This window comes from Streptomyces sp. SCSIO 30461, assembly GCF_037023745.1.
Lineage (GTDB): Bacteria > Actinomycetota > Actinomycetes > Streptomycetales > Streptomycetaceae > Streptomyces.
On record NZ_CP146101.1, the window covers coordinates 7,593,631 to 7,618,633 of the forward strand.

The 25,003-nt window shown below is 70.7% G+C and carries 26 protein-coding genes; 10 read left to right on the plus strand and 16 right to left on the minus strand.

The window, feature by feature from the left end; translation table 11 throughout:
- Positions 1-71 precede the first annotated feature (71 nt).
- Positions 72-746: an SCO3374 family protein gene (locus V1460_RS34125; RefSeq protein WP_338677451.1), complete on the plus strand. Its 675-nt coding sequence runs from the start codon at positions 72-74 to the stop codon at positions 744-746.
- Here the strand turns inward: V1460_RS34125 and V1460_RS34130 are convergent.
- The 10 genes from V1460_RS34130 to V1460_RS34175 form a co-directional block, all read right to left on the minus strand.
- Complete coding sequence (locus tag V1460_RS34130) at positions 725-1,060, minus strand: Lsr2 family protein (protein ID WP_338677452.1); 336 nt, start codon at positions 1,058-1,060, stop codon at positions 725-727. The genes V1460_RS34125 and V1460_RS34130 overlap by 22 nt on opposite strands.
- A 167-nt stretch (positions 1,061-1,227) precedes the next feature.
- Positions 1,228-1,767, minus strand: coding sequence for an amino-acid N-acetyltransferase (locus V1460_RS34135; RefSeq protein WP_338677453.1), 540 nt, complete (start codon positions 1,765-1,767; stop codon positions 1,228-1,230).
- A 9-nt stretch (positions 1,768-1,776) separates the two neighbouring features.
- Entirely contained in the window at positions 1,777-2,319 is a 543-nt protein-coding gene (locus V1460_RS34140) for a BlaI/MecI/CopY family transcriptional regulator (protein ID WP_338677454.1), read from the minus strand.
- A gap of 467 nt (positions 2,320-2,786) precedes the next feature.
- The gene (locus V1460_RS34145) at positions 2,787-2,954 is read right to left on the minus strand and encodes a hypothetical protein (RefSeq protein ID WP_338677455.1); all 168 of its coding nucleotides are present in this window, start codon (positions 2,952-2,954) and stop codon (positions 2,787-2,789) included.
- Positions 2,955-2,967: 13 nt separating this feature from the next.
- Positions 2,968-3,651: a hypothetical protein gene (locus V1460_RS34150; RefSeq protein WP_338677456.1), complete on the minus strand. Its 684-nt coding sequence runs from the start codon at positions 3,649-3,651 to the stop codon at positions 2,968-2,970.
- A 139-nt stretch (positions 3,652-3,790) separates the two neighbouring features.
- A complete protein-coding gene (locus V1460_RS34155; protein ID WP_338677457.1) occupies positions 3,791-4,588 on the minus strand; it encodes a type III pantothenate kinase in 798 nt (265 codons plus the stop codon).
- Complete coding sequence (gene nadC / locus V1460_RS34160; protein WP_338677458.1) at positions 4,588-5,631, minus strand: carboxylating nicotinate-nucleotide diphosphorylase; 1,044 nt, start codon at positions 5,629-5,631, stop codon at positions 4,588-4,590. The genes V1460_RS34155 and nadC overlap by 1 nt, the downstream gene beginning before the upstream one ends.
- Positions 5,628-7,442, minus strand: a complete 1,815-nt coding sequence (locus V1460_RS34165) for an L-aspartate oxidase (protein ID WP_338677459.1) — start codon at positions 7,440-7,442, stop codon at positions 5,628-5,630. Before V1460_RS34165 ends, nadC begins: the two co-directional genes overlap by 4 nt.
- On the minus strand, positions 7,439-8,536 hold the full coding sequence (gene panC, locus V1460_RS34170) for a pantoate--beta-alanine ligase (protein ID WP_338677460.1): 1,098 nt from the start codon (positions 8,534-8,536) through the stop codon (positions 7,439-7,441). Before panC ends, V1460_RS34165 begins: the two co-directional genes overlap by 4 nt.
- Complete coding sequence (locus tag V1460_RS34175) at positions 8,533-9,471, minus strand: DUF2520 domain-containing protein (RefSeq protein WP_338677461.1); 939 nt, start codon at positions 9,469-9,471, stop codon at positions 8,533-8,535. The genes panC and V1460_RS34175 overlap by 4 nt, the downstream gene beginning before the upstream one ends.
- A gap of 256 nt (positions 9,472-9,727) precedes the next feature.
- On the opposite strand from V1460_RS34175, the gene V1460_RS34180 reads away from it, so the two are divergent.
- On the plus strand, positions 9,728-10,945 hold the full coding sequence (locus V1460_RS34180; protein WP_338678334.1) for a beta-eliminating lyase-related protein: 1,218 nt from the start codon (positions 9,728-9,730) through the stop codon (positions 10,943-10,945).
- A 176-nt stretch (positions 10,946-11,121) separates the two neighbouring features.
- Here the strand turns inward: V1460_RS34180 and V1460_RS34185 are convergent, their stop codons facing one another.
- The 3 genes from V1460_RS34185 to V1460_RS34195 all read right to left on the minus strand — a co-directional run bounded on the left by V1460_RS34185 (position 11,122) and on the right by V1460_RS34195 (position 13,895).
- Positions 11,122-11,340 carry a hypothetical protein gene (locus V1460_RS34185; RefSeq protein WP_338677462.1) on the minus strand — a complete coding sequence of 73 codons (219 nt, stop codon included), beginning with the start codon at positions 11,338-11,340 and terminating at the stop codon, positions 11,122-11,124.
- Positions 11,341-11,697: 357 nt separating this feature from the next.
- Complete coding sequence (locus V1460_RS34190) at positions 11,698-12,405, minus strand: response regulator transcription factor (protein WP_338677463.1); 708 nt, start codon at positions 12,403-12,405, stop codon at positions 11,698-11,700.
- 290 nt (positions 12,406-12,695) lie between these two features.
- Positions 12,696-13,895, minus strand: a complete 1,200-nt coding sequence (locus tag V1460_RS34195; protein WP_338677464.1) for a sensor histidine kinase — start codon at positions 13,893-13,895, stop codon at positions 12,696-12,698.
- A 95-nt stretch (positions 13,896-13,990) separates the two neighbouring features.
- Here V1460_RS34195 and V1460_RS34200 point away from each other — a divergent pair, with 95 nt between their 5' ends.
- A complete protein-coding gene (locus tag V1460_RS34200; protein ID WP_407077571.1) occupies positions 13,991-15,136 on the plus strand; it encodes an SAM-dependent methyltransferase in 1,146 nt (381 codons plus the stop codon).
- Between the two features lie 220 nt (positions 15,137-15,356).
- Complete coding sequence (locus tag V1460_RS34205) at positions 15,357-16,499, plus strand: NADH-quinone oxidoreductase subunit D (RefSeq protein ID WP_338677465.1); 1,143 nt, start codon at positions 15,357-15,359, stop codon at positions 16,497-16,499.
- A gap of 172 nt (positions 16,500-16,671) precedes the next feature.
- On the opposite strand, the gene V1460_RS34210 is transcribed toward V1460_RS34205, so the two are convergent.
- Together V1460_RS34210 and V1460_RS34215 are read right to left on the minus strand one after the other, a co-directional pair.
- Positions 16,672-17,688 (minus strand): hypothetical protein, encoded by a 1,017-nt coding sequence (locus V1460_RS34210; protein ID WP_338677467.1) that lies wholly within the window; start codon positions 17,686-17,688, stop codon positions 16,672-16,674.
- Between the two features lie 147 nt (positions 17,689-17,835).
- Positions 17,836-18,948: an alpha/beta hydrolase-fold protein gene (locus V1460_RS34215; protein ID WP_338677468.1), complete on the minus strand. Its 1,113-nt coding sequence runs from the start codon at positions 18,946-18,948 to the stop codon at positions 17,836-17,838.
- A gap of 225 nt (positions 18,949-19,173) precedes the next feature.
- Between V1460_RS34215 and V1460_RS34220 the strand changes: the two genes are divergently transcribed.
- The 6 genes from V1460_RS34220 (at position 19,174) to V1460_RS34245 (ending at position 24,278) form a co-directional block, all read left to right on the plus strand.
- Positions 19,174-21,021 (plus strand): phosphatidylglycerol lysyltransferase domain-containing protein, encoded by a 1,848-nt coding sequence (locus V1460_RS34220; RefSeq protein ID WP_338677469.1) that lies wholly within the window; start codon positions 19,174-19,176, stop codon positions 21,019-21,021.
- An 84-nt stretch (positions 21,022-21,105) separates the two neighbouring features.
- A complete protein-coding gene (gene folP, locus V1460_RS34225) occupies positions 21,106-21,963 on the plus strand; it encodes a dihydropteroate synthase (RefSeq protein WP_338678336.1) in 858 nt (285 codons plus the stop codon).
- Positions 21,960-22,466 (plus strand): nuclear transport factor 2 family protein, encoded by a 507-nt coding sequence (locus tag V1460_RS34230; RefSeq protein WP_338677470.1) that lies wholly within the window; start codon positions 21,960-21,962, stop codon positions 22,464-22,466. The genes folP and V1460_RS34230 overlap by 4 nt, the downstream gene beginning before the upstream one ends.
- A 264-nt stretch (positions 22,467-22,730) precedes the next feature.
- Positions 22,731-23,090: a dihydroneopterin aldolase gene (gene folB / locus V1460_RS34235; protein ID WP_338677471.1), complete on the plus strand. Its 360-nt coding sequence runs from the start codon at positions 22,731-22,733 to the stop codon at positions 23,088-23,090.
- On the plus strand, positions 23,087-23,674 hold the full coding sequence (folK, locus tag V1460_RS34240; protein WP_338677472.1) for a 2-amino-4-hydroxy-6-hydroxymethyldihydropteridine diphosphokinase: 588 nt from the start codon (positions 23,087-23,089) through the stop codon (positions 23,672-23,674). Before folB ends, folK begins: the two co-directional genes overlap by 4 nt.
- Before the next feature lie 109 nt (positions 23,675-23,783).
- Positions 23,784-24,278 carry a DUF3180 domain-containing protein gene (locus V1460_RS34245; protein ID WP_338677473.1) on the plus strand — a complete coding sequence of 165 codons (495 nt, stop codon included), beginning with the start codon at positions 23,784-23,786 and terminating at the stop codon, positions 24,276-24,278.
- Between the two features lie 95 nt (positions 24,279-24,373).
- Here V1460_RS34245 and folE read toward each other — a convergent pair whose 3' ends face one another.
- Entirely contained in the window at positions 24,374-24,979 is a 606-nt protein-coding gene (gene folE, locus V1460_RS34250) for a GTP cyclohydrolase I FolE (protein ID WP_338677474.1), read from the minus strand.
- Positions 24,980-25,003 lie beyond the last annotated feature (24 nt).

Genomic DNA, 25,003 nt, shown 5'->3' on the forward strand with positions numbered 1-25,003 from the left:
ATACCCCACACGTTATGCGGCCATTAGCCCACACTGCGTAACCAACCGAAGTTCCGGAGAGTTGCCCGGGTATGGCCGTCATCGCGCCCTCCGCGTCTCCCGCACCCACTGCGCCCGCCCTGCCGTTCCCCCGTACCCCCCTGCCGCATCCGGCACCGTCCCCCGACGGTGTCGCGCGCTGGTACGAGAACGAACTGGGCTGGGCGACGGTGGACGGACCGCCCGTGCAGTTGCTGACCGGGCTGCGCTTCGACGTCCTGGAACTGCCGGCCGACGCCGGGCTCATTCTGCTGAGGCGGTACGCCCGTACGGGTCCGGTCGCCCTCGCGGGGCGCAGAGTACGCCTACTGGTCGCAGCGGGCAGTGCGGACGAACTGCCCGGACTGCTCGACTGGCTGGAGTGGAGCGGGATCGATCTTGAGCTGACCGCGATCGGCAGAGGCGAGCGGATCAGCGCCCCGCAGGGGGCCGCGGACTGGCTGCGGCCCCCGGAGCCAGGAGGTGAGGTCGAACCGTCGCTACCGGCACTGGCCCCCGTCGGACGTCCTACCGGCTCCGGGGGCGTGCCCGACCTCGTACGGCTCGTGAGCACGGCGGCAACAGCGTGCCACCGCGCCCGGCTGCTGCGTACGGCCGCGGCGGCGGCCATAGCGACCGCGGCGGTCCGTACCAACGGTAACCGCAAGAAATGCGATACCCGCAGCACCCGCAACCAGCGGGAAAATCAGCCGTTGGCCTTCTCGTAGGCCTCGCGGATCTCCGCCGGGACACGGCCACGGTCGTTCACGCTGTAACCGTTCTCCTTGGCCCACTTGCGGATCTCGGCAGTGTCCTTGTTACCCGAAGCGGCGACACGACCCTTACCGCGAGCCGTCGCGGCACGACCACCGGTCTTCCGGCCGCTCTTGGTGTACGGCTCAAGCAGACCGCGGAGCTTGTCGGCGTTAGCGGTGGTGAGGTCGATCTCGTAGGTCTTGCCGTCCAGTGCGAACGTCACGGTCTCGTCCGCCTCGCCACCGTCGAGGTCATCGACAAGAAGGACCTGAACCTTCTGTGCCACCGGATTTCCTTTCATCGAAAATGCAGTACGCGGAAAGGAAACCGCTTTTCTCGGAAAAACACAAACCCCTGGGAGAGGTTCAGATCCTCGAGAACGCGGGAAACGTGCGCGATTCGGACATCTGGCGTTCGGGTCCGGGGGCAGCATCGCGTTCCGGACGGGCTCGATCACAGCCGCAGGAGCATGCGGCTGTTGCCCAAGGTGTTCGGCTTCACCCGTTCGAGGCCGAGGAACTCCGCGACTCCCTCGTCATAGGAGCGGAGGAGCTCGCTGTAGACATCCCCGTCGACCGGAGTCTCCCCGATCTCCACGAAGCCGTGCTTACCGAAGAAGTCCACTTCAAAGGTGAGGCAAAAAACCCGCCGCACTCCGAGCCAGCGTGCAGTGTGCAACAGCTGCCCCAGCACCTGATGCCCCACACCCAGGCCTTTGACCTGGGGGTCGACCGCCAGCGTCCGGACTTCCGCGAGATCTTCCCACATCACGTGCAGCGCACCGCAACCGACTACTCGGGCATCGGCATCCCGTTCCGCCACCCAGAACTCCTGGATGTCTTCGTAAAGCGTCACCGGTGCTTTGTCGAGCAGGATGCCTTCGCTTACGTACGGGTCGACAAGCCGGCGCACCGCCGGTACATCGCTGGTCCTGGCCCGTCGGACGGTCACGGCATTTGCTACGGCATTGGGGATTGGATGCGCTGAGGACATGTGCGGACGCTATCCCCCCGCGTCATCCGCTTCACCCCCTGCCCCCCGCCGCTCCCCATCCCCACCGCCCTGCCGGACGTCCTGCCCGCCGTGCGGGTCTCCGCCGCCCTCAGGCCGAGGAGGTCGCGCACTCGACCCCGCCTCATGTCCCTCCCCGCGGCCCGCCTCGCGTTCAGGCGAGGCATCCGCCATCCGCGGCTGAACGATGCGGATCGCGTCCTGGAGTGCCTCGCGCTGCTCCGGCGACATCATGCCGAAGAAGGCGACAAGAGCCGCTGCCGGGTTGTCGCTCTGCGACCAGGCTTCGTTCATCAGCGCGGCCGAGTAGGCGGCTCGCGTCGAGACGGCGGTATATCGATAGGCACGGCCTTCGACTTCCCTGCGCACCCAGCCCTTCTGATGGAGATTGTCCATAACGGTCATGACCGTGGTGTAGGCGATGGAGCGTTCCTGCTGGAGGTCTTCCAGGACTTCCCGCACCGTCACCGGGCGGTTCCATTGCCAGATGCGCGTCATGACGGCGTCTTCGAGCTCTCCCAATTGGCGGGGCACATCCGCCACCATAGTCGGAGATGTCGGAAAGGATGGCTATTGACGTAGTTCGCGCACGGAAAAGGATGTACGGCCGTAGACGGCCGCACGTCCAGCGAGTACGTCACCATCAAATCCCAGCAATAATCGACCGAAAGCATTCAAGACCGATCAAGCTGGGCTGTATCGGGTGGAATCGACGCAGCGAGCCGCCACCAAGGGCCGCCGAGGACCCGAATCGCGTTCCCGGTCAGCCTCGGATCGCACGACCGAGGGACCAGACCCCGGCGGCCTTGCGGTCCGCCGCAGCACTAGGGCGTGTTGCGAAAGTAGCTCCGTCCGCCCGCAGGGCGGGGCCTGCGGCGTCTGGTGCGTGCGATCGCAAGGCGGAGGATCATCCTCGTACTGGACGTACCTGGATGACTCCGACAACGCAGCGAGCGTGCGTGCCAGACGTCGCGGGTCAGGAGGGACTTTCGCAACACGCCCTAGAGGCCGGACTGCGGAGCGCTCTCCGAGCGGGCCAGCGCCGCGTCCACAGCGGCGTCCTCCTTGGCCTTGTTCGGGCCGCCCTGGCTCTTGACGATCGTCACGACGATGCCGATGAAGAAACAGGCCATCACGACGGGGGGCAGGAGAGCGGATACGTAGTCCATACCCCCAGAGTAGCTATCCGGCCACCCGCTTCTTCGCCGGGGGCGCGGGCTTTCGGCGCGGCGGGAACACCTCGCCGGGCGTCGGGATCGGGCGATCCGGCCTCGGCGCAGGCCCTGGAGCCGGCTTGGGGTCCGCCGGACGCGGGTCCCGCTTCTCACCGTCCCACGTCGGCGGCCGTCCCGCGGAGCCCGCCCGGCCACCCGGCAGCGCCTGCAGCCGGACCCTGGAGGCGCGGGGAGCACCAGGGGCGGCGGCAGGGCCGATGACGGCGGAGCCGGGAGTGACGCGCGCCGCGAGCCGGGCACGTACCGACTGCTCGGCAAGCCTTCGGCAGCGATCCAGCAGGGCCGGTGCGGCCGGCGCGCGGTGCGGGAGGGTCCGCAGAGCGGCCAGGTCGTCGGGCCCTGGATCGTAGCCGGTGGCCAGGGCCTCCTGGAGCAGCTCCAGATAACCCCCTGCCGAGCCGGGGAGGGCGTCGCGATACCGGACCAGATCGGCGAGGAGGAACGCGCGCTGCCGGTCCGCCTCGCGTACGACCTCGTCCACGGACTCGGCGAGCCGCAGGCAGTCCTGGGCGAGGGTGGCGCCCTCACGGGGCTGGTCGGGATGGAGGGCGACGGCGAGGGCGCGTCGGAGCACACGCAGCTCGTCTGCACTGAACGCCATGCCGCCGCGGGATCCGTATGGCGTGGGCATGGGCCGACGATACGCGCTAATCGGACAAAATTCGTTTAGCGCGCATCTACGGCGCGGCGTGCACCTGCTCTGCGGCCTGGGCCAGGTCAGGGGCCAGGGGCGGATGGTGCGGAAGGACGGTCCGGTGCGGTGCGGACGGTCACTTACGGGAGGCGTTGCGCTCGTACACCAGCCGCAACCCGATCAAGGTCAGCCAGGGTTCGTGCTCGTCGATCTCGCCGGCCTCGCCCAACACCATCGGCGCGAGACCGCCGGTGGCGATCACGGTGACCTCGTCCGGGTCGTCGGCGAGCTCGCGCTTCATGCGCTGGACGACACCGTCCACCTGCCCCGCGAAGCCGTACACGATGCCCGCCTGCATGGCCTCGACCGTGTTCTTCCCGATCACGCTGCGCGGGCGGGCCAGCTCGATCTTGCGGAGCTGGGCGCCCTTGACGCCCAGCGCCTCGACCGAGATCTCGATGCCGGGGGAGATCACCCCGCCCACGTACTCACCGCGTGCGCTGACGGCGTCGAAGGTGGTGGCGGTCCCGAAGTCCACGACGATCGCCGGTCCCCCGTACAGCTCGACGGCGGCGACCGCGTTGATGATGCGGTCCGCGCCGACCTCCTTCGGGTTGTCCATGAGGATCGGCACGCCCGTCTTGACGCCTGGCTCGACCAGAACCGCGGGGACATCGCCGTAGTAGCGGCGGGTGACCTCGCGCAGCTCGTGCAGCACGGAGGGGACGGTGGCGCAGATCGCGATCCCCTCGATGCCGTCGCCGAGTTCCTCACCGAGCAGTGGGTGCATACCCATCAGACCGTTGAGCAGCACCGCGAGTTCGTCCGCGGTGCGGCGCGAGTCGGTGGAGACGCGCCAGTGCTCCACGATGTCCTCGCCGTCGAACAGGCCGAGGACGGTATGGCTGTTGCCGACGTCGATGGTGAGCAGCATCAGTCCTGGGCCTCTCGCAGGTCGAGGCCGATGTCGAGGATCGCGGAGGAGTGGGTGAGGGCCCCGACGGCCAGGTAGTCGACGCCCGTCTCGGCGTAGGCGCGGGCGTTGGCGAGGGTGAGCCGACCCGATGATTCCAACACCGCACGGCCCTTGGCGAGGGTGACCGCCTCTTCCGTCTCGACCGGGGTGAAGTTGTCGAGCAGGATCAGGTCGGCGCCCGCGTCCAGGGCCTCGCGGACCTGGTGGAGGGTGTCGACCTCCACCTCGACGGCCAGATCGGAGATGCCCATCGCGGCCATGGTCTCCCGTACGGCCTTGAACGCCTCGGCGACCCCACCGGCGGCGATGACGTGGTTGTCCTTGACCAGGGCGGCGTCCGAGAGCGACATCCGGTGGTTGACGCCGCCGCCGCAGCGCACGGCGTACTTCTCCAGCGCGCGCAGGCCGGGCGTCGTCTTGCGGGTGTCGCGGACCCTCGCGTTGGTGCCTTCGAGCAGGTCCGCCCAGGCGCGGGTGGCGGTGGCGATACCGGAGAGGCGGCAGAGGATGTTCAGCGCGCTGCGTTCGCCGGTGAGCAGATCGCGGGTGCGGGCGGTGACGGACAGGAGCTTCTGGCCCGCTTCGACCCGGTCGCCGTCCGCGACGTGCCGCTCGACCTCGAACTCGTCGGTGCAGACGATGGACAGCACGGCCTCGGCGATCCGCAGACCCGAGACGACCCCCGCCTCGCGCGCCGTGAAGTCGCCGGTGGCCACGGCGTCCTCGGGGACGGTGGCGACGGTGGTGATGTCGAAGCCACCGTCGAGATCCTCCTCGATCGCCAGGTGGGCGATGTCCTCGACCTGTACGGGGTCGAGACCGGCGTCGGCGAGGAGTTCGGCGAGCGCGGGGTCGAGACCGCATTCGTACACCTCGTCCGCGTCACCCGCGCAGCCGCAGTCGTCGCCGCAGCCCGCCGTGCCGTCGGCTGCGGAGGAGGTTGCGCCGATGTGGATCAGCGGTACGTCCACGGGCTCGGGGCGTTCTTCGGGCGTGCTCACGGTTGCGGCTCCCTGGGGAGAAGGGGGTTCGGGCTGGTGGTCGTTCTGGGGTGAATCGTGCTGGAGGACTTCGCGGGCGCCAGCGACTCGGTGTCGGTGCGGCTGACGACGAGACGCCGGTCGGGGGTGAGCCGTACGACGATATGGCGGCGCCACTCGATGTCGTCACGGTCGGGGTGGTCCTCGCGCCAGTGGCAGCCGCGGGTCTCGGCGCGTTCACGGGCGGCGGCGACCAGCACGCGGGACACCAGCAGAAGATTGCTGGTCTCCCAGGAATCGACCCCGGGCACGGCCGCCTTGGCGATCCCGGCCGCCGGGGTGCTCTCATCGGCGTCGTGACCGGCCGCCAGATAGAGCGCGTCCAGGGCCTGGGCCGCCGCGTCGAGGCTGGCGGCGGACCGCAGGACGCCGGCGCCCTGGGTCATGATCTGCTGGATCTCATGGCGGGTCTCGGGCGCGAGCAGCGTTACGGGCCCGTCGGCGCCCGGTGCCGGAATGTCGACCGGGTACGTGGGAGCGGCCGGTGCGGCGGTACCGGTGGCCTCGGCGGCGGCGTGGGCGATCGCGGCGGCGATCCGTTCCGCGAAGACGAGGCCCTCCAGCAGCGAGTTGGAGGCCAACCGGTTGGCTCCGTGCACTCCTGTGCAGGCGACCTCGCCGCAGGCGTAGAGACCGGGGACGGTGGTGCGGCCCTGCAGGTCGGTGCGGACCCCGCCGGACGCGTAGTGCGCGGCGGGCGCGACCGGTATCGGCTCGGTCACCGGGTCGATACCGTGGGCGCGGCAGGACGCGAGGATCGTCGGGAAGCGGTGCTCCCACATGTCTGCGCCGAAGTGGCGGGCGTCCAGGAACATGCTGTCGGCGCCCTGCTCCCGCATCCGGCGCATGATGCCCTTCGCCACGATGTCGCGCGGAGCGAGCTCGGCCAGCTCGTGCCTGCCCACCATGAAGCGCGTGCCCGCCGCGTCGACCAGATACGCCCCCTCGCCCCGCACCGCCTCGGAGACCAGGGGTTGCTGGCCTTCGGAGTCCGTGCCGAGGAAAAGGACCGTCGGGTGGAACTGGACGAACTCCAGATCGCTCACCTCGGCCCCGGCACGCAGCGCCAGCGCCACGCCGTCGCCCGTGGAGACGGCCGGGTTGGTGGTGGCGGCGAAGACCTGGCCCATGCCACCGGTCGCCAGCACCACGGCCGGCGCATGCACCGCACCGACTCCGTCGTGCTGGCCCTCGCCCATGACATGGAGCGTGACTCCGGCCGTACGGCCCTCGTCGTCGGTCAACAAGTCCAGGACGAGCGCGTGCTCGATGATGCGGATGGCCCGCTCGCGTATCGCGGTGACCAGTGCCCGGGAGATCTCGGCACCGGTGGCGTCGCCTCCCGCGTGCGCGATACGCCGCCGATGGTGGCCGCCCTCGCGGGTGAGCGCGATCCCGCCGTCGGTCTCCGTGTCGAAACGGGCACCCGTCTCGATCAGTCGCCGCACAGCGTCCGGACCTTCGGTGACCAGGGCGCGCACGGCCGCTTCGTCGCACAGCCCGGCACCCGCGACAAGCGTGTCGTCCAGGTGCTGCCCGGGGCTGTCGCCCTCGCCCAGCGCCGCCGCGATACCGCCCTGGGCCCAACGGGTGGAACCATCGTCCAGCAGGGCCTTGGTGACCACGACCGTACGCAGCCCGGCGGCCGTACAACGCAGCGCGGCGGTGAGACCGGCGACACCGGAGCCGACCACCACGACGTCCGCCTCGATGGCCCAGCCGGGTGCGGGGGCGTCCAGGCGTATTCCGGTTCCAACGGTCCTGGCGGTCATACCGGCGCTCCGAAGGTCAGGGGAATGTTGTCGATCAGCCTCGTCGTACCGACCCGCGCGGCGATCGCCATGATCGCCTCACCCTCGTGGCCGTCCGGGACCTCGGTGAAGTCGGACGGGTCGACCAGCGCCAGATAGTCCAGCTCAAGCCGCGGCACCGCCGTGGCCGCCTCGTCCAGCACGACCTGGGCCGCGGCGCGCACGGCATCGGCCCCACCGCCCGGCTGGGCTGCCGCCACGGCGTGCGCGTCGGCTGCCGCACGGGCCTCGCCGATCGCGGACAGCGCGGCGGCGCGGGCCTGCGGAGCCGGGGCGGACTCGGCGCGGGCTCGCAGCGCCTGCTGCGCAGCGAGCCGGTCGCGGGCGGCGAACAGGGCCCGGGACAGGGCGAGCGCGGTCCTGCGTTCGTCGGGCGAGAGATAGCGGTTGCGGCTGGACAGGGCGAGACCGTCCGGCTCACGCACGGTCGGCACGCCGATGATCTCCACCGGGAAGTTCAGATCGCGGGTCATCCGGCGGATCAACGCGAGCTGCTGGGCGTCCTTCTGACCGAAGAAGGCGACGTCAGGGCGGGTGAGGTGGAGGAGCTTGGCGACGACGGTCAGCATGCCGTCGAAGTGGCCGGGACGGCTGGCTCCTTCGAGCAACTCGCCCATGGGGCCCGCGGTGATACGGACCTGGGGCTGCCCACCCGGGTAGACCTCGTCTCCGGACGGCGCGAACACCGCGTCGGCACCCGCTTCGCGGGCGAGCTTCAGGTCGGCTTCCAGGGTGCGGGGGTAGCGGTCGAGATCCTCGCCGGGGCCGAACTGGAGCGGGTTGACGAAGACCGTGACCACGACGAAGCCGCCGGGGCCGACATGGGTGCGAGCCGTGCGCACGAGAGTGGCATGGCCCTCGTGGAGGGCGCCCATGGTCATGACGACGGCGGTGCGGCCGCGCGGGGTGAGGCTCTGCAGGGCCTGGTCCAGGTCTCGGCGGCGATGCAGCACCCGCACGCTGCCACCGGTCGCGCCACTTGGCCCGTCGGGGCCTTGGGTCTCGTACGTGACGTCAGCGCGGGAGTCATGGCCCGGCCGGGCGTGCGAGCTCATCGATTGTCCCCCTCGGCGAGCACGCCCAGCAGGTCCTCGGCGAGCTCCGGCTTCAGCAGGCCCTGTGCCAGGGCACGGTCCGCGGTCGTACGGGCCATGGCCAGATATCCGGCGACCGCTCCGGGCGCGTGCTTGCGCAGCTCCGCGACATGGGCCGCGACCGTGCCCGAGTCGCCGCGGGCCACCGGGCCGGTGAGCGCGGCATCGCCCGAACGCAGGGCATTGTCCAGCGCGGCTCCGAGCAGCGGGCCGAGCATACGGTCCGGTGCGGCGACACCCGCGGTGCGCAGCAGCTCCATGGCCTGGGCGACCAGGGTGACCAGGTAGTTCGCACCGAGGGCGAGGGCCGCGTGGTAGAGCGGTCGGGCTTCCTCTTCGATCCACTCCGGCTCACCACCCATCTCGATGACCAGCGCCTCGGCGGCCAACCTGAGCTCTTCGGGCGCGGTGACCCCGAAGGAGCAGCCGGCCAGCCGCTGGACGTCGACGCTTGTCCCAGTGAACGTCATCGCGGGGTGCAGGGCGAGCGGCAGGGCCCCGGCACGGCGGGCGGGATCGAGCACGGCCGTGCCGTAGCGCCCGGAGGTGTGGACGAGCAACTGCCCGGGACGGACGGCCCCGGTTTCCGCGAGTCCGTCGACCAAGGAGGGAAGGGCGTCGTCGGGCACGGTGAGCAGCACCAGCTCGGCGCGGGAAAGCACCTCTTCGGGCGTCACGAGCGGCACATCGGGCAGCAGGGCCGCGGCGCGGCGCCGCGAGGCGTCCGAGACACCGGAGACGGCGACCGGACGATGACCGGCCAGCTGGAGGGACACGGCGAGGGCGGGGCCGACGCGGCCCGCTCCGACGACGCCCACAGTGAGCCGCGCCGGCCGGTCCCTGGGGTCGGCGGGCTCGGATGCTGGGTGAGGTGCTGACGGTGATGGAGCGTTCACGCGGCGACGGCCTTCCGTTCCAGTCCGCGGGGGGTACCGGACGATTTCTCGTCATGCTACGCCAGCGCCTTGCCAGGCCTTCGGCCGTCCACAGACCGCCGAAGGGCAGCCACGGGCGGCTCAGGAGTTATCCACAGGCTGTACGGGAGAGGGCGGGAACCCGCCATGATCTCAGTACGCCGGAAGGACGACGGGAGCGGCGGTGATGACGATGGACGAGACGGGCACGACAAGCGCCACGGCCACGGCGAGCGCCATGAGCGCCACGGGCACGACGGACGCCACGGGCACGGCGAGCGTGACGTGGAGAGAGCAGGACGAGACCCAGCGCAGGATTGATGCCTGGCGGGCGTCGAAGCGGGTGCTGTGGCGCTCACCGGCGGAGTTCCGCCTGGGTGAGCGGCTGGCGGCGCTCGCCGCCGACGCGGGCGCGGTCCACGACCTGGGCGACAAGGTCGACGTCTACGGCGACGGGGTCGTGGAGGCGTTGGAGGACCGGGTGGCGGCACTGCTCGGCTTCCCCGCCGCCGCGTTCTTCCCGACCGGGACGATGGCGCAGCAGGTGGCGCTCCGCTGCTGGGCCGGCCGCACGGGCAACCACACGGTCGCACTCCATCCACTGGCCCACCCCGAGATGCATGAGCGAGGTGCGCTCGGGCTGGTGAGCGGGCTGCGCACGGTCCATCCGACCCGAGCGCCCCGGTTGCCGACGGCCGAGGAGGTCCGGGACCTGGAGGAGCCGTTCGGCACGCTGATGCTGGAGCTACCGCTGCGCGAAGCCGGGTTCCTGCTCCCGTCCTGGGACGAACTGGTGGACGTGGTGGAAGCCGCACGGGAGCGGGACGCGGTGGTGCACATGGACGGCGCCAGGCTGTGGGAGTGCACCGCCCACTTCGGACGGGGTACGGACGAGATCGCCCGGCTCGCCGACAGCGTGTACGTGTCCTTCTACAAGTCCCTGGGCGGGCTTTCCGGGGCCGTGCTGGCGGGGACCGGGACCCTCGTGGACGAGGCAAGGGCCTGGCGGCACCGATACGGCGGGCAGCTCTTCCAGCAGTATCCGGCCGCGCTGTCCGCGCTGCTCGGCCTGCAGCGGGAACTGCCGCGGCTGCCCTCCTACGTGGCCCATGCGCGGACCGTGGCGGCAGCACTGGCGGACGGGATGCGGGCCGCGCCTGAGATCGACTGGTTCCGGGTCCACCCCGCCCGCCCGCACACCCACCAGTTCCAGGTGTGGCTGCCATATGAACCGGACAAGTTGAACGAGGCGTCGCTGCGCCAGGCGGAGCGGACGGGCACCACCCTCTTCCGGCGCTGGTTCGCTCCGGAGCCCTGGGGACCGCCGGGCGTCTCCGTCACGGAGTTGACCGTGGCGGCGGAGGGGCTGGAGTGGACCGCCGAGGATGTGCGGGCGGCCGTGGCGGAGTTCATACGCTTTCTGGCCCCGGACGGCGGGGGCCGCACAGCCGGCTGAACAGCACACGGAGGATCTCATGGAGTCCCGGGGACGGAGGCATCGGGGCGCCGGTGCGGGAGGCGCGACAGGTGTCGAGGAGGTACTGCTGAACGGCGGCCATATGCCCCAGTCGGCAGTGACTTCCTGGAGAACGGTCCTGCGCTGAGAACCGGGCCGGAGCCGGGACGGCAGGCTCAGCGCCTGTGGCGGCTGTCCCTCATGCCGGGCGGCATGCTGCGCTGGGTCACCGCGTTGAACGAGATCCGGTCCTGGGCCGCCGTCCGGCGCCGCTCCTGCTCGATCAGCAGCCCGTCCACGTTCTCCGTCGGTCTGTTGTCCCGCCGCAGCAGCACCCAGATGAGCGCTCCCACCGCACCCGCGAGCAGCCCGAAGAACACAGCGATCGTCGACATGTCAAAACCCCCGTCATGAGTCGGCCCGACCGGGCCGGTCGCCTCCACCCTCCCCATCCGCGTTCGGCGACAAACGGCACCGACGGAAAGGGACTTGCGACAAGCCGACCTTAGACCACCGCGCGCTGTGGCGCGGCGGCCTGCCGGGTTCGGTGTCGGACACGGCCCGGCCGACTCCGCTGTGCGCTCGGCCAGTTGGGGCACGGCCGACCGATCCGAGCGGAGATGCCCGGTGGCCCGCCCTGCGAGCCTGTTTCGTGCACGGTCTATGTCCTGCCGCCACCGAACGGCCCTTTGTCCAGAGCAGTCCGCTGATCCGGAGCGGTCCGCTCACGCCCCTGATCAGGAGCGGTCCGCTCACGCCCCGGCGTTGCCGCCTGCCCGCACCAGACCGGACTCGTAGGCGAGCACCACCACCTGGACCCTGTCCCGCAGGTCCAGCTTGGTGAGGATCCGGCCCACATGCGTCTTGACCGTGGCCTCGGACAGCACAAGCCGCCCGGCGATCTCCCCGTTGGAGAGCCCCTGCGCCACCAGCAGCATGACCTCTCGTTCGCGTTCGGTGAGCTTGCCGATCTCCTTGTGCTGCTCAGGCTCCCCCGCGGACGGCAGCATCGGCGAGAAGCGGTCGAGCAGCCGTCTGGTGGTGGACGGCGCCACCACCGCGTCCCCGCTGTGCACGGACCGGATCGCGGCGAGCAGTTCACTCGGCGGCACGTCCTTGAGCATGAACCCGCTCGCGCCCGCCTTCAGACCCGTGAAGGCGTACTCGTCGAGGTCGAAGGTGGTCAGGATGAGCACCTTCGGCGCGTTCGGCTGCGCGCAGATGCGACGGGTGGCCTCGACGCCATCCATCCTCGGCATCCGGACGTCCATCAGCACCACGTCCACCGGCGTGGTCCGCAGCAGCTCGATCGCCTCGACCCCGTCCCCGGCCTCCGCCACGACGTCCATGTCAGGCTGCGCGGCCAGCACCATACGGAAGCCCGTACGCAGCAGTACCTGGTCGTCGACGAGCATGACTCTTACGTGTCCTACCGAGGACTCTTCCGGCGCGTGCGTCATACGGCCAGCGTACGCAACGAGCCGCGGGCCGCCTTTCTGTTGCCCGACGCGGCCGGGTCTCAGGCCCCGGACCCGGCGAGCTCGGCCACCGCGGCCCTCATCGGTGTCCCGGGTGCCGGTCCCGCAACGCCCACCGCACCGGGCTCAGCGCCTGAAGGCGGGTGCGGCGAGAGGCGGTTGCCGAGGTGGGGCGGACTCGGCGCGCGGCGATGTCCGGGGGACCGCGGTCGGCCGCCTGATCCCACTGCCCTGTGCTTGATCCCACTGCCCTGTGCCCGCTCCCGCACGCCCTAGTGGGCGGGTTTGAGCGGAAGCAGGGCGCTGATGCGGAAGCCGCCGCCCGGACGGGGCCCGGCGTCCAGGGTGCCGCCGACCATGCCGACGCGTTCGCGCATGCCGATCAACCCGTGCCCCTTGCCGTCGGCGCCGCCGTCCTCGTACATCTCGCGGGCTGCGCCCCGTCCGTCGTCCTCCACGAGCAGGCCCAGACCGTCGTCGAAGTACACCAGCCGGACGCTGGCTGCGGTGTCGGGCCCACCGTGCTTGCGGGTGTTGGTCAGAGCCTCCTGGACGATACGGTACGCCGTGAGTTCCACGCCGCTGGGCAGCGAGCGCGGGGTGCCCTCGATCTTGAAGTCGACCTCGAGGCCGGCTTCACGTACCCGTTCGACCAGGTCCTCGATCTGCTGGACGTCAGGCTGCGGCACATACTCGCCGCTCTCAGGAGCATCCGACGTGCGCAGCACCCCGAGCAGCCGGCGCATCTCTGCGAGGGCCTGACGACCGGTGGTGGAGATGGTCTCCAGGGCCTGCCGCGCCTGGTCGGGTGCGGTGTCCATGACGTACGCGGCGCCATCGGCCTGCACCACCATCACGGAGACGTTGTGGGCGACGACATCGTGCAGTTCGCGGGCGATTCGGGCGCGCTCGGCGGCGACAGCGACCTTGGACTGGGCCTCACGTTCCTGTTCCAGCCGCGTGGCACGCTCCTCCAGCTGTGCGAAGTAGGCACGGCGGGTGCGCAGGGAGTCGCCGAGTACCCAGGCGAGAGCGAAGGGGACCGCCATCACGGTGGTGACCACGATCCGCTGGCCTACGCCCATACCCCCCTCAGGCCAGCGGATCTGGGCGAGCGGGGCGGCGGCGAGGCCGCCGGCGAGTGCGAGCCGGGAGGCCCAGCGAGGACCTTCATGAGCCGCGACCGTGTAAATGATCACCAGCATGGCGAAATCCGCCGCGTTGATCTTGATGTTCAGCGCGATCTGTGCGACCCCGACGGCCGCCACGAGCAGCAGCATCAGCTCCGTGGCGCGGCGTCGCAGTGCCACGGCGAGGCAGAGGAGCAGGACGAGGAGAGCCGCCACCGGGCGCGGCTGGTTGCCCTCGGTGTCCTGGACGACCCACAGCATGGAGAACCCGAACAGGACGACGGCCCAGAAGGTGTCGATCCCCGTCGGGTGTCTGCGGACAAAGTCATAGAGGCGCTGCACGTAACCCAGCGTAGGGAAAGCGGAAGGTGCCGGGGTCAACCGGAGGGCCGATCCGTTCGCTGAACACCTACTCCGCAAGGTGGACACTGACACACGTGACATATGAAGCGACGGACCGCAGTCCGGGCGATGCGGGTACATCGACGCACCAGCCCCAGGAGGCGGAGGGTTGGGTGCCCTGGCGGATCGCGATGGAGCGGGCGCTGTACGGGCCCGCCGGATTCTTCCGGCGGCCGGAGGGGCCGGCCGGCCACTTCCGTACCTCGGTGCATGCTTCGCCGCTGTACGCCAGGGCTGTGGCCAGGCTGCTGACCGAAACCGCCGCGACCCTGCCGGACGCGACCGAGATCACGCTGATCGACATGGGCGCCGGCCGCGGGGAGCTGCTGACCGGTGTGCTGGCGGCGCTGCCGGACGGCGGGCGGCTGCCGGACGGCCGGCCGGTGCGGGCCTGCGCGGTGGAGCGCGCCGCACGGCCCCACGGGCTGGACCCGCGTATCGAGTGGTCGGAGCGGCCCCCTGCCGGTGCGAACGGGCTGCTCTTCGCGAACGAGTGGCTGGACAACGTGCCGGTGGATGTCGCCGAGGTGGACGAGGCGGGCGTCACCCGCTACGTCCTGGTACGCACCGAGGACGGCGCGGAGCGGCTCGGGGAGCCGGTGAGCGGGGCGGACGCGGAATGGCTGGCGCGATGGTGGCCGACGGTCGCGGCCGGGAGTGTCTCGGGTGTCGGCGGTGCCACCCCCGGCGCCCTGTCCGAGACGGGGCTCAGGGCCGAGACGGGGCTCAGGGCCGAGATCGGGCGTGCGCGCGACGAGGCGTGGGCCACCACCGTGGCCGCGCTGGGCGCCGGGCTCGCCGTCGCCGTCGACTACGCGCACACCACCGGCACCCGGCCGCCGTTCGGCAGCCTCACCGGCTTCCGCGACGGGCGCGAGGTCCGCCCGATACCGGACGGCGGCTGCGACATCACCGCGCACGTCGCCCTGGACGCCTGCCTCCATGCCGGTGCGGACGCCCATACGGGCACCGGTGCAAAGTTGCTGAGCCAGCGCGAGGCGCTGCGCCGTCTCGGCGTATCGGGCGGGCGTCCGCCGCTGGCCCTGGCGTCATCCGACCCCGCCGGATACGTGCGTGCCCTCGCCGCAGCGGGCCAGGCGGCCGAGCTGACGGCGCGGGGCGGGCTCGGCGATTTCGTATGGCTGCTCCAGCCCGTGCCGTATCCGGCGAGCGGGCGCTGACGAACACGGACCACCGCCGGCGGCCCAGAGCCCACCGCTCACAGCCCTGCGGACCCCCGCGCACGCCCTCAGGTACCAACCGCCCAGGACCCCGAGGACCCCCGCGCACGCCCCTGCGGACCACCGCGCACGGCACGCTCGCCACCGGCCGGCGACCCCCGGGGTGTCCGCTCTTCGGGCCGGGCCCCCGTCACCCGCACGGCCGGGGGATACTGTCGCCATGACGGAGACGACGGTCGGCATCGGCGGCGCGGCGGAGAGCACCGACATGGTGCTGAACATCGGGCCGCAGCACCCTTCCACCCACGGTGTGCTCCGCCTGAAGCTCGTTCTCGACGGAGAGCGCGTCCAGCACGCCGAGCCCGTGATCGGCTATATGCACCGGGGTGCGGAGAAGCTCTTCGAGGCGCGCGACTACCGGCAGATCGTGATGCTGGCCAACCGCCACGACTGGCTGTCCGCCTTCTCCAACGAGCTCGGCGTGGTCATGGCGGTCGAACGCATGCTGGGCATGGAGGTCCCGGAGCGCGCCGTCTGGACCCGGACCCTGCTCGCGGAGCTGAACCGCGTCCTCAACCACCTGATGTTCCTCGGGTCGTACCCACTCGAACTGGGCGGAATCACCGCGGTGTTCCACGCCTTCCGTGAGCGCGAAGAGCTCCAGACCGTGATGGAGGAGATCTCCGGCGGCCGGATGCACTACATGTTCAACCGGGTCGGCGGGCTCAAGGAGGACATGCCGGCCGGCTGGACCGGGCGAGCCCGGGCGGCGGTCGCCGACGTGCGTTCGCGGATGGACGTGTACGACCGGCTCGTACTCGGCAATGAGATCTTCCGTGGCCGCACCCGCGGCGTCGGCGTGCTGACCCCGCAGGCGGCGCACGCGTACGGGGTCTCCGGACCCATCGCCCGCGCCTCGGGTGTCGACTTCGACCTGCGGCGCGACGAGCCTTACCTCGCATACGGGGAACTCCAGGACACCCTGAATGTGGTCACCCGCGCCGAGGGCGACTGCCTGGCCCGCTTCGAGTGCCTGCTGGAACAGACCCACAACGCGCTCGCGCTGGCGGACGCCTGCCTGGACCGCATCGCCGAGCTGCCGCCCGGTCCCATCAACCAGCGGCTGCCGAAGGTACTCAAGGCTCCCGAGGGACACACCTACGCCTGGACCGAGAACCCGCTGGGCATCAACGGCTACTACTTGGTCTCCAAGGGCGACAAGACTCCATACCGCCTCAAGCTCCGGTCGGCCTCGTACAACAACATCCAGGCGCTGACCGAGCTGCTGCCGGGGACGCTGGTCGCGGACATGGTGGCGATCCTGGGGTCGATGTTCTTCGTGGTCGGAGACATCGACAAGTAGTCCGTACCACCATGAGCAGACCGTGTCGCCATGAGCAGACCGTCCGGCCGTGGCGCAGGCAGCCGGGTCCACCGGCGGTCGGCCGCGCCGCCCCGGCGTCGGGCGCGAAGCAGTGAGGGCCGACCGGCGCTGATGCCGGTCGGCCCTCACTGCGTGCCTGCCGCCCCGTCGGTCAGGAGATCGCGGTGCGCAGCTCCGTGACATCGAGCTGTTCCGTCTCGTCGTGCTCGGTCAGGTCGATGACCTCGCCGACCGCACGGTCCTGTCCTCCCGCGTCGGCGCCCGCTGCCTCCGCCAGCGCCTCCTCACCCACCACGTCCGCGAGGTCCTCCTCCTGGACCGCCGCGAGTTCGGCGGGGGCGAGACGGCTCGCGCCGAAGAAGTCGAAGCCCCCCAGCGGGCGCTGCTGGCGCGCCGCATACGGCACGACCGCCGAGGCGATCGGCACCGGCATCCGCGCGGGAAGCGCCGGAAGGACGGGGACCGCGGGAAGCGCGGGGCCGGCGGACGACGGGCGGGTGTGCTGCTCTCCCCCACCGACCGCCGCGTGCTTCCCCTGCGGCTCGTCCGCCTCACGCGCCCGGTCCGCCAGATCGCGGCGGCGGGCCTCCTCCACGGTGTGCCTGGCCTGCTGGGCGGCGGCGTTGCGCGAGAGGTTCTCCAGCGCGTCGGCGGCCCGCCGGTACGCGGACGGCGTCGGCGTGGAGCCGCCCGCGGGAAGCTCCTTCGGCGCGGAAACCTCGATCGCGAGCCGCCTGCGGCCTTCGAGTGCGCTGGCGCGCTCGGTCTCCGCGGTCGCATAACGCCTCAGCAGTGCGGCGTGCTCGTTGCGCAGCTTCGCCAGCTCGACCCGCTTGGCGCGGAGCTTGGCATCCAGCTTGGCGCGCAGTTCGCGGGACTCGTCGAGATCGGACTCCAGCTCGGCTACGCGCTCCTCGGTCTTCCAGGCATCACTGGCGCGTGCGCGGGTGAGTTCGGCGACGCGGCGGCCCGCACTCCGGTCCCAACTGCGCATGAGTACCGCGCCGGTGACCGCGGCGGCTGCCGCAGCCGCGACCATGAAACGGAGCACGAGCGTATCCGCGAACAGCCAGGCGCCGGCGGCGGTGAGAACCGAAGCGCCAGCGACCGCGGAAGGCGGCATGAGCTGGTGCAGAGGTGGTGAATGGCGGTGGCGTCCACGTGGCATGGCCTGAAATTTACCGTGCGTAGGTGCCGAATGGGGGATCTGCCCGGCAATCTCTTCGGACAGTTCGAACGGTCCATCGGCTGAGCGATCGGGTCCCGCAACCACTTCGCGCGAACACCCCGGCGAAAGGCCCCGTACCACCACGGGTCACTCGGCGCTGAGCCGCCCGCTGAGCCACGCCAGCGCCGGGGGCACCTCGCGGCCCCAGGTGTTGAAGTTGTGCCCACCGCTGTCCAGCATGATCGAGGAGACCCTCGCCGGGGACTTGACCCGCTTGATGAACTCCAGCGTGCCACCGAGGTTGTTCTCACCCTGCTTGGACGAGGTGACCAGGAACGAAGAGGCGCCCTGGGGGCGGTTCTTCAGGCTCCACAGCAGGTTCGCCCGCTTCCGTGCGCCGTTGTCGCCGTGGAAGAGGTCCCCGGTCGTCGCATCCTCCGCCGCCTTGTAGTACGCGGACAGCCCCACCCCCGCCGCGAACCGCTGCGGGTGGTGCAGAGCGATCTTCAACGCGCAGTAGCCACCGGTCGAGTTCCCCATGAACCCCCAGTTGGCGGGCTTGCTGCCGACACGGTAGGTCGCCGATATCGCTGCGCGCAGGTCCTCGGCGAAGAAGGTCTCGGTCTGCGGCCCGCCCGGGATGTCCACGCACTCGGTGTCCCTCGGAGGGGCGACGGTCGGGCGCAGCATGACCAGGATCATCGGCTGCATCTTGCCGCTGTTCGCCTGGTCATAGGCCGTCCTCGGGTACTTGAGGCCCTTGATCAGGTTCTCTGCCGTGCCCGGGTAGCCGGTCAGCACGACCGTCGCGGGAAAGGTCCTGGCAGCGTACTCGGACTGAAAGTACTGCGGCGGCAGGTACACATAGGCCGGGCTGTCGATGCCGGACCGCTCGCCCTTGATGACGACCTTGTGGATCTGCCCGCCGGCCGCGGGCCGTGAGTCGCCCGGGACCCCCGTCTTCTGCTTGCCGACCACCTTGACGTGCTTGCTGCTCGCCGCGTGGTCGACCACCACACCCATCTCCTGCTCCTGGCCGAAGAGATCCGCCCAGGAGCCGTAGAACAGGAAGGACTTGTTGGCGGCGAGGCCGACTGCGGCGAAGAGCGCCAACTGGGTCGCCAGCAGCAGGCCGACCCGGCCGAGCACACTGCGCCACCCGTTACGGGACAGTCGCGGCCACAGCCAGATCGTCATGGCGAAGAGCGCGACGGCGGCGAGTACGGCCAGCGCCAGAACCTTGTTACCGGTGAGACCCATGAGGTGATCAAGCTACTTCCGTGAGACGCGGAAAGGTACGTGGACGTGCGTGCGGAACGTGGATACGGAACATGGTGAGGGACGCGAACAGGGAGCCGGCACCTGAGAATTTCCTGTGCGCGGATGAACCCGCCGCCCGGAAGAGTCGTCCTAGAGAGCGCACTGTCCGCGCCGACGATTCTGCGGCGAGGGACTCACAATCTCTCTCTCGGAGTACGGGAAGCGATGTCTGTCACGGTAGATGGGGACAAGTCGGGGCTGGTTCCGGTTCGGGTACGCCGGATCCTGCGGGGACCGCGCGCCGAATACGTACCCACGCTGGTCGGTACGGCCTGTACGTTCATCGGCCTGATCGATATCGCCGCAGGCGTGTTCCCGCGCTTCCGGCACAGCCGGATGCACGCGCTTGCCGAGGTGCTCCCGGGCGCGCTCGGACCGTTCGCCGCAGCGCTGTCACTCAGTGCGGGCGTACTGCTGCTGCTGCTCGCGCACGGCCTCAAGCGCAACAAGCGCCGGGCCTGGCGCGCCGCGGTGATCCTGCTGCCGGCCGGGGCGGTCGCGCAGTTCATGTACCGCAACTCGGTCATCGGCGTGCTGCTTTCACTGGTGCTGCTCACCCTGCTGCTGCGGCACCGCAGCCAGTTCGCCGCGCTGCCCGACCCGAGCAGCCGCTGGCGGGCACTCGCCAACTTCGTGCTGATGGGAGCCGGTTCGATCGGCCTCGGGCTGGTCATCGTCAGTGCCCACCCGAACAAGGTCATCGGCAGCCCCAGCCTCACCGACCGGCTCGAGCACGTCCTGTTCGGTCTCTTCGGCTTCGAGGGCCCCGTCGGGTACGCGGGCGGAGTGGACTGGACCGTCGGCTACTCCCTGGGAGCGCTCGGCCTGCTCACCGCCGTGACGACGGTCTATCTGGCTTTCCGTCCCGAACAGCCGGCCGCCCGGCTCACCGAGGACGACGAGGCCCGGCTGCGCGAGCTCCTCGACCGGCACGGCACGCGCGACTCCCTCGGGCACTTCGCGCTCCGCCGCGACAAGGGAGTCGTCTTCTCCCCCAGCGGCAAGGCCGCTGTCTGCTACCGCGTGGTCTCCGGTGTGATGCTGGCCAGCGGCGACCCGATCGGCGACGTCGAGGCATGGCCGGGCGCGATCGAACGGTTCATGGACGAGGCCAAGGCCCACTCCTGGACCCCCGCGGTGATGGGCTGCTCCGAGACCGGCGGGCAGGTGTGGACGCGGGAGACCGGACTGGACGCCCTCGAACTCGGTGACGAGGCGGTGGTGGACGTCGCGGATTTCTCCCTGAGCGGGCGCGCCATGCGGAATGTGCGCCAGATGGTGAAGCGCATCGAACGCAATGGTTACGAGACCCGGGTACGCCGCGTCCGTGACCTTTCGGACGGCGAGCTGGAGCGGATACGCAGGGCCGCGGCGGACTGGCGCGGCACCGACACGGAACGCGGCTTCTCCATGGCGCTCGGCCGGATCGGCGACCCCTCCGACGGTGACAGCGTGATCGCCACCGCGCACAAGGAGGACCCGGACTCGCCGTACGGCGACCTGAAGGCCGTTCTGCACTTCGTCCCCTGGGGTACGGACGGCATGTCGCTGGACCTGATGCGCCGCGACCGCTCCGCCGACCCCGGAATGAACGAACTGCTGATCGTGGCCGCGCTCCAGGACTCCCCGAAGATCGGCATCGAGCGGGTCTCGCTGAACTTCGCGATGTTCCGCTCGGCGCTCGCCCGCGGCGAGAAGCTGGGCGCGGGGCCCGTGCTGCGGACCTGGCGCGGACTGCTGGTGTTCCTGTCCCGCTGGTTCCAGATCGAGTCGCTGTACAAGTTCAACGCGAAGTTCCAGCCGCGCTGGGAGCCGCGGTTCGTGGTCTTCCGCAACACCCGGGACCTGCCACGCATCGGCTTCGCCGCGATGCAGGCCGAGGGCTTCGTGACCTTCGCTCTGCCGCGCCCGTTCCGCCGCCGCAGGTCCCGCTCGGAGCGGCCCTGCGTCCACCAGGTCCAGCGCATCCGGCCGACCGCCGTCGTCGGGGACGGCGAGGCGCGCGCGGCGTAACCGCTGTCCCCGCTTCCCGGTGGGCCCTGCGGCTCTCCGCACTACGCTGGACGCATGAGTACGTCGTCGCGGGAGTCGCGGGAAATGCACGAGCGCGGCCGTGGCACGGTCAGGGGCCTGCCGGAGTGGGACCGCTGCGCGGTCATGGGTGTCGTCAACGTGACGCCGGACTCCTTCTCCGACGGGGGCCGCTGGTTCGACACCACGGCCGCCGTCAAGCACGGACTCGACCTGGTGGCCGCGGGAGCGGACCTGGTCGATGTCGGCGGCGAGTCCACCCGACCCGGCGCCACCAGGGTGGACGAGGACGAGGAGCAGCGGCGCGTCGTCCCCGTCGTCCGGGGACTGGCGTCGGAAGGCATCACCGTCTCCGTCGACACCATGCGCGCCTCCGTCGCCGCGCGGGCCGTCGCGGCGGGCGCGACCCTGGTCAACGACGTCTCCGGCGGGCTCGCCGACCCCCGGATGATCCCCGCGGTCGCCGACGTGGACGTGCCCTTCGTGGTGATGCACTGGCGCGGTTTCAGCGAGGACATGAACAGCCGCGCGGTCTACGGGGACGTGGTCGCCGAAGTACTCGCCGAGCTGCGCGAACGGATGGACGCGGTGGTCGACGGCGGGGTCTCCGCCGAACGGATCGTGATCGACCCCGGTCTCGGCTTCGCCAAGCACGCCGAGCACGACCTCGCGCTCGTCGCCCATCTGGCCCAGCTCCGCACACTCGGGCGACCGCTGCTGGTCGCGGCGTCCCGCAAGCGCTTCCTCGGCCGTGTACTCGCCGAAGGAGCGGCCGGCCCGCCGCCCGCCCGTGAACGCGACGCGGCGACCGCCGCGGTCTCGGCGATCGCCGCGCACGAGGGCGCCTGGGCGGTACGGGTGCACGAGGTACGGGCCACGGCGGACGCCGTACGGGTCGCACGCGCTGTCGAGGGAGCCCTGTGAGCGACGCCGGCGCCACGCCCCATACGCCCCCCACGGACATCGAAGAGGTCGAAACCGCCAACACCGCCTTCTACGAGGCGATGGAACGCGGCGACTTCGAGGAGCTCGCCACCCTCTGGCTCGACGACAACCCGGACAGCGGCGGAGACGTCGAGGGGGACGCCATCTCCTGCGTGCACCCCGGTTGGCCCGTGCTGTCGGGGCGCGGCGAGGTGCTCCGCTCCTACGCGCTCATCATGGCGAACACCGAGTACATCCAGTTCTTCCTCACGGACGTACGGGTCAGCGTGGCCGCCGACACAGCCGTGGTCACCTGCACCGAGAACATCCTCAGCGGAGGGCCGTCGGAAGAGGCGGGCGAGCTCGGACCGCTGGTCGGGCAGCTCGTCGTGGCGACGAATGTGTTCCGCCGCACACCGGACGGCTGGCGGATCTGGTCACATCACGGGTCACCCGTACTGACCGAATCCGACGACGAGGACGAGGACGATTCCCCCGCCTGAGGGGCCTGCGGGGCCCTGAAGGACGTGAAGGGCCCTGAAGGGACCCGCAGGGCACACCGGCCCGGGTGGGCACCGGGAATTGCCCGGGTTGATCCGGACCCGGCCGGGTAGGCGCCGTTTCCAGTCCGCTGCCCGGCGCCGTCCACTCCCCCGCGCGCCCGTGCTGTCGGACCCCGCAGGTAGATTCAGAACCGTGCGCCAGCCGCACCACCGCTGCCCCGCCGGACGTCCGGCGGGCCGTACCGACGACTTGGAGTGATTCGCGTGGATCGTGTCGCGCTGCGCGGCCTCAAGGCCCGCGGGCACCACGGTGTCTTCCCCCGGGAGCGGGAGGAGGGCCAGACTTTCATCGTCGACCTGGTGCTCAGCCTCGACACCCGTCCCGCCGCGGCCGACGACGACCTCTCGAAGACGGTGCACTACGGAGTGGTGGCGGAAGAGGTCGTCGCCCTCGTCCAGGGCGAGCCGGTGGACCTCATCGAGACACTGGCGGAGCGGATCGCCCAGCAGTGCCTCAAGCACGAAGGGGTCCAGCAGGTCGAGGTCGTCGTGCACAAGCCCGACGCCCCGATCACCGTCCCGTTCGACGACGTGACCATCACGATCACCCGGAGCCGAGCATGAGCGACCCCACAGTGCAGCCGGTGCCCGCCGCCGTCGTCGAACAGGTCGACGCCGCGGACATCACGCTCTCCAACCCGAAGCGGGCCGTGATCGCACTCGGCTCCAACCTGGGCAACCGGCTGGAGACCCTCCAGGGCGCCGTGGACGCCCTGGAGGACACCCCTGGAGTCCGGGTGAAGGCGGTCTCACCGGTCTACGAGACGGAGCCTTGGGGCGTCGCTCCCGGCTCCCAGCTCGCGTATCTGAACGCCGTGGTGGTGGTGAAGACCACCCTGCCGCCCGGCTCCCTGCTGGAGCGCGCCCACGCCATCGAGGAGGCGTTCGACCGGGTGCGCGAGGAGCGCTGGGGTCCGCGCACCATCGATGTGGACATCGTGTCCTATGCGGAAGTCGTCTCCGACGACCCCTTCCTCACCTTGCCGCACCCCCGCGCCCATGAGCGGGCCTTCGTCCTCGCCCCGTGGAGCGATGTGGACCCGGCCGCCCAGCTGCCGGGTCGCGGAGCGATCGCCGAGCTGCTCGCGGCTCTCGGCCGGGAGGGTGTCGTGGCGCGCGCCGACCTGGAACTCCGGCTGCCTGAGTAGTCGTTAGGCTCTACGGGGCCGTCGACACCTCCGGGACGGCTGGTGTTTCCGGACGGCTGGCACCTCCGGTGGCACCGCGGCGAAGACACAAGGGACACAGGGACACACGGTGAAGCAACTGCGGCTCGGGGTACTGGCCGGGCTCTTCGTGGCGGCGGGGGTGCTGTCCTGGGGCGCCGCGCGCTTGTGGAACGCGTACGGCACGCTGCCGGGTGTGCCGCTCGCCGCGCCGATCGTCCTGGCCGTGATCGCCGCCGTCCTGGCGGCCACCGCGCTCTCCCTGCGCAACCGCCTCCGCGCCCAGCGCGAACGGCGCCCTGGGGCCAAGGGCGTCGAACCCATGATGGCCGCCCGCGCCGTCGTCTTCGGCCAGGCCAGCGCCCTGGTCGCCGCGCTGGTGAGCGGCATGTACGCGGGGACCGCCGTCTTCCTGCTCGGCTCCCTCGACATCCCGGCGCGCCGCGACCAGGCGATCTATGCCGGCTTCGCGGTGCTCGCGGGCTTCGCGGTGATCGCAGCGGCGCTCTTCCTGGAACGGGTCTGCAAACTCCCGGAAGACGGCGACAACGCGCACAACGGCGCGGGCCGCGTACCGACCGGTTGAAAAAGGCCGGACCGGACCCGGTGGGGCGCGACAGGCGCCGCGGGCCCGGACCCCGGCCGCCGAAACCGCCGGACAGGCGGCCGGCACGGGGCGCGTCAGTCCGCCATGATCAGGCTCATCGCCTCATTGCGTGTCGCCACGTCCCGCAGCTGCCCCCGGACCGCCGAAGTGATCGTCTTGGCACCGGGCTTGCGGATCCCTCGCATCGACATGCACATGTGCTCGCACTCGATCACGACGATCACACCGCGCGGCTCAAGGATCTTCATCAGGGAGTCCGCGATCTGCGTCGTCAGCCGCTCCTGCACCTGCGGGCGACGGGCGTACACGTCCACGAGCCTGGCCAGCTTGGAAAGCCCGGTGATCTTGCCGCTGGTGGACGGGATGTAGCCGACGTGCGCCACACCCCGGAAGGGGACCAGATGGTGCTCGCAGCAACTGGTGATCTCGATGTCCTTCACCAGGACCATTTCGTCGTGCCCCAGGTCGAACGTCGTCGTCAGCACGTCCTCCGGCCGCTGCCAGAGCCCGCCGAATATCTCCTTGTAGGCGCGCGCCACCCGCCCCGGTGTCTCCCGCAGGCCCTCACGGTCCGGGTCCTCGCCGACCGCGATGAGAAGCTCGCGCACCGCGTTCTCGGCGCGCTTCTCGTCGAACTCGCCGATCGTGCCCTCGCCGTCCAGCGTCACCGGGTCGGTCATGTGTGCCTCGTTCCTGTCCTGCCA

Bases quoted from the DNA above. Each gene is read 5' to 3' on its own strand.
- V1460_RS34125 (WP_338677451.1), top strand. From the start codon at position 72: ATGGCCGTCATCGCGCCCTCCGCGTCTCCCGCACCCACTGCGCCCGCC.
- V1460_RS34135 (WP_338677453.1), bottom strand. From the start codon at position 1,767: ATGTCCTCAGCGCATCCAATCCCCAATGCCGTAGCAAATGCCGTGACC.
- V1460_RS34145 (WP_338677455.1), bottom strand. From the start codon at position 2,954: ATGGACTACGTATCCGCTCTCCTGCCCCCCGTCGTGATGGCCTGTTTC.
- V1460_RS34150 (WP_338677456.1), bottom strand. From the start codon at position 3,651: ATGCCCACGCCATACGGATCCCGCGGCGGCATGGCGTTCAGTGCAGAC.
- V1460_RS34155 (WP_338677457.1), bottom strand. From the start codon at position 4,588: ATGCTGCTCACCATCGACGTCGGCAACAGCCATACCGTCCTCGGCCTG.
- V1460_RS34165 (WP_338677459.1), bottom strand. From the start codon at position 7,442: ATGACCGCCAGGACCGTTGGAACCGGAATACGCCTGGACGCCCCCGCA.
- panC (WP_338677460.1), bottom strand. From the start codon at position 8,536: ATGAGCTCGCACGCCCGGCCGGGCCATGACTCCCGCGCTGACGTCACG.
- V1460_RS34180 (WP_338678334.1), top strand. From the start codon at position 9,728: ATGAGCGCCACGGGCACGACGGACGCCACGGGCACGGCGAGCGTGACG.
- V1460_RS34185 (WP_338677462.1), bottom strand. From the start codon at position 11,340: ATGTCGACGATCGCTGTGTTCTTCGGGCTGCTCGCGGGTGCGGTGGGA.
- V1460_RS34190 (WP_338677463.1), bottom strand. From the start codon at position 12,405: ATGACGCACGCGCCGGAAGAGTCCTCGGTAGGACACGTAAGAGTCATG.
- V1460_RS34205 (WP_338677465.1), top strand. From the start codon at position 15,357: ATGACGGAGACGACGGTCGGCATCGGCGGCGCGGCGGAGAGCACCGAC.
- V1460_RS34210 (WP_338677467.1), bottom strand. From the start codon at position 17,688: ATGCCACGTGGACGCCACCGCCATTCACCACCTCTGCACCAGCTCATG.
- V1460_RS34215 (WP_338677468.1), bottom strand. From the start codon at position 18,948: ATGGGTCTCACCGGTAACAAGGTTCTGGCGCTGGCCGTACTCGCCGCC.
- V1460_RS34220 (WP_338677469.1), top strand. From the start codon at position 19,174: ATGTCTGTCACGGTAGATGGGGACAAGTCGGGGCTGGTTCCGGTTCGG.
- folP (WP_338678336.1), top strand. From the start codon at position 21,106: ATGCACGAGCGCGGCCGTGGCACGGTCAGGGGCCTGCCGGAGTGGGAC.
- folK (WP_338677472.1), top strand. From the start codon at position 23,087: ATGAGCGACCCCACAGTGCAGCCGGTGCCCGCCGCCGTCGTCGAACAG.
- folE (WP_338677474.1), bottom strand. From the start codon at position 24,979: ATGACCGACCCGGTGACGCTGGACGGCGAGGGCACGATCGGCGAGTTC.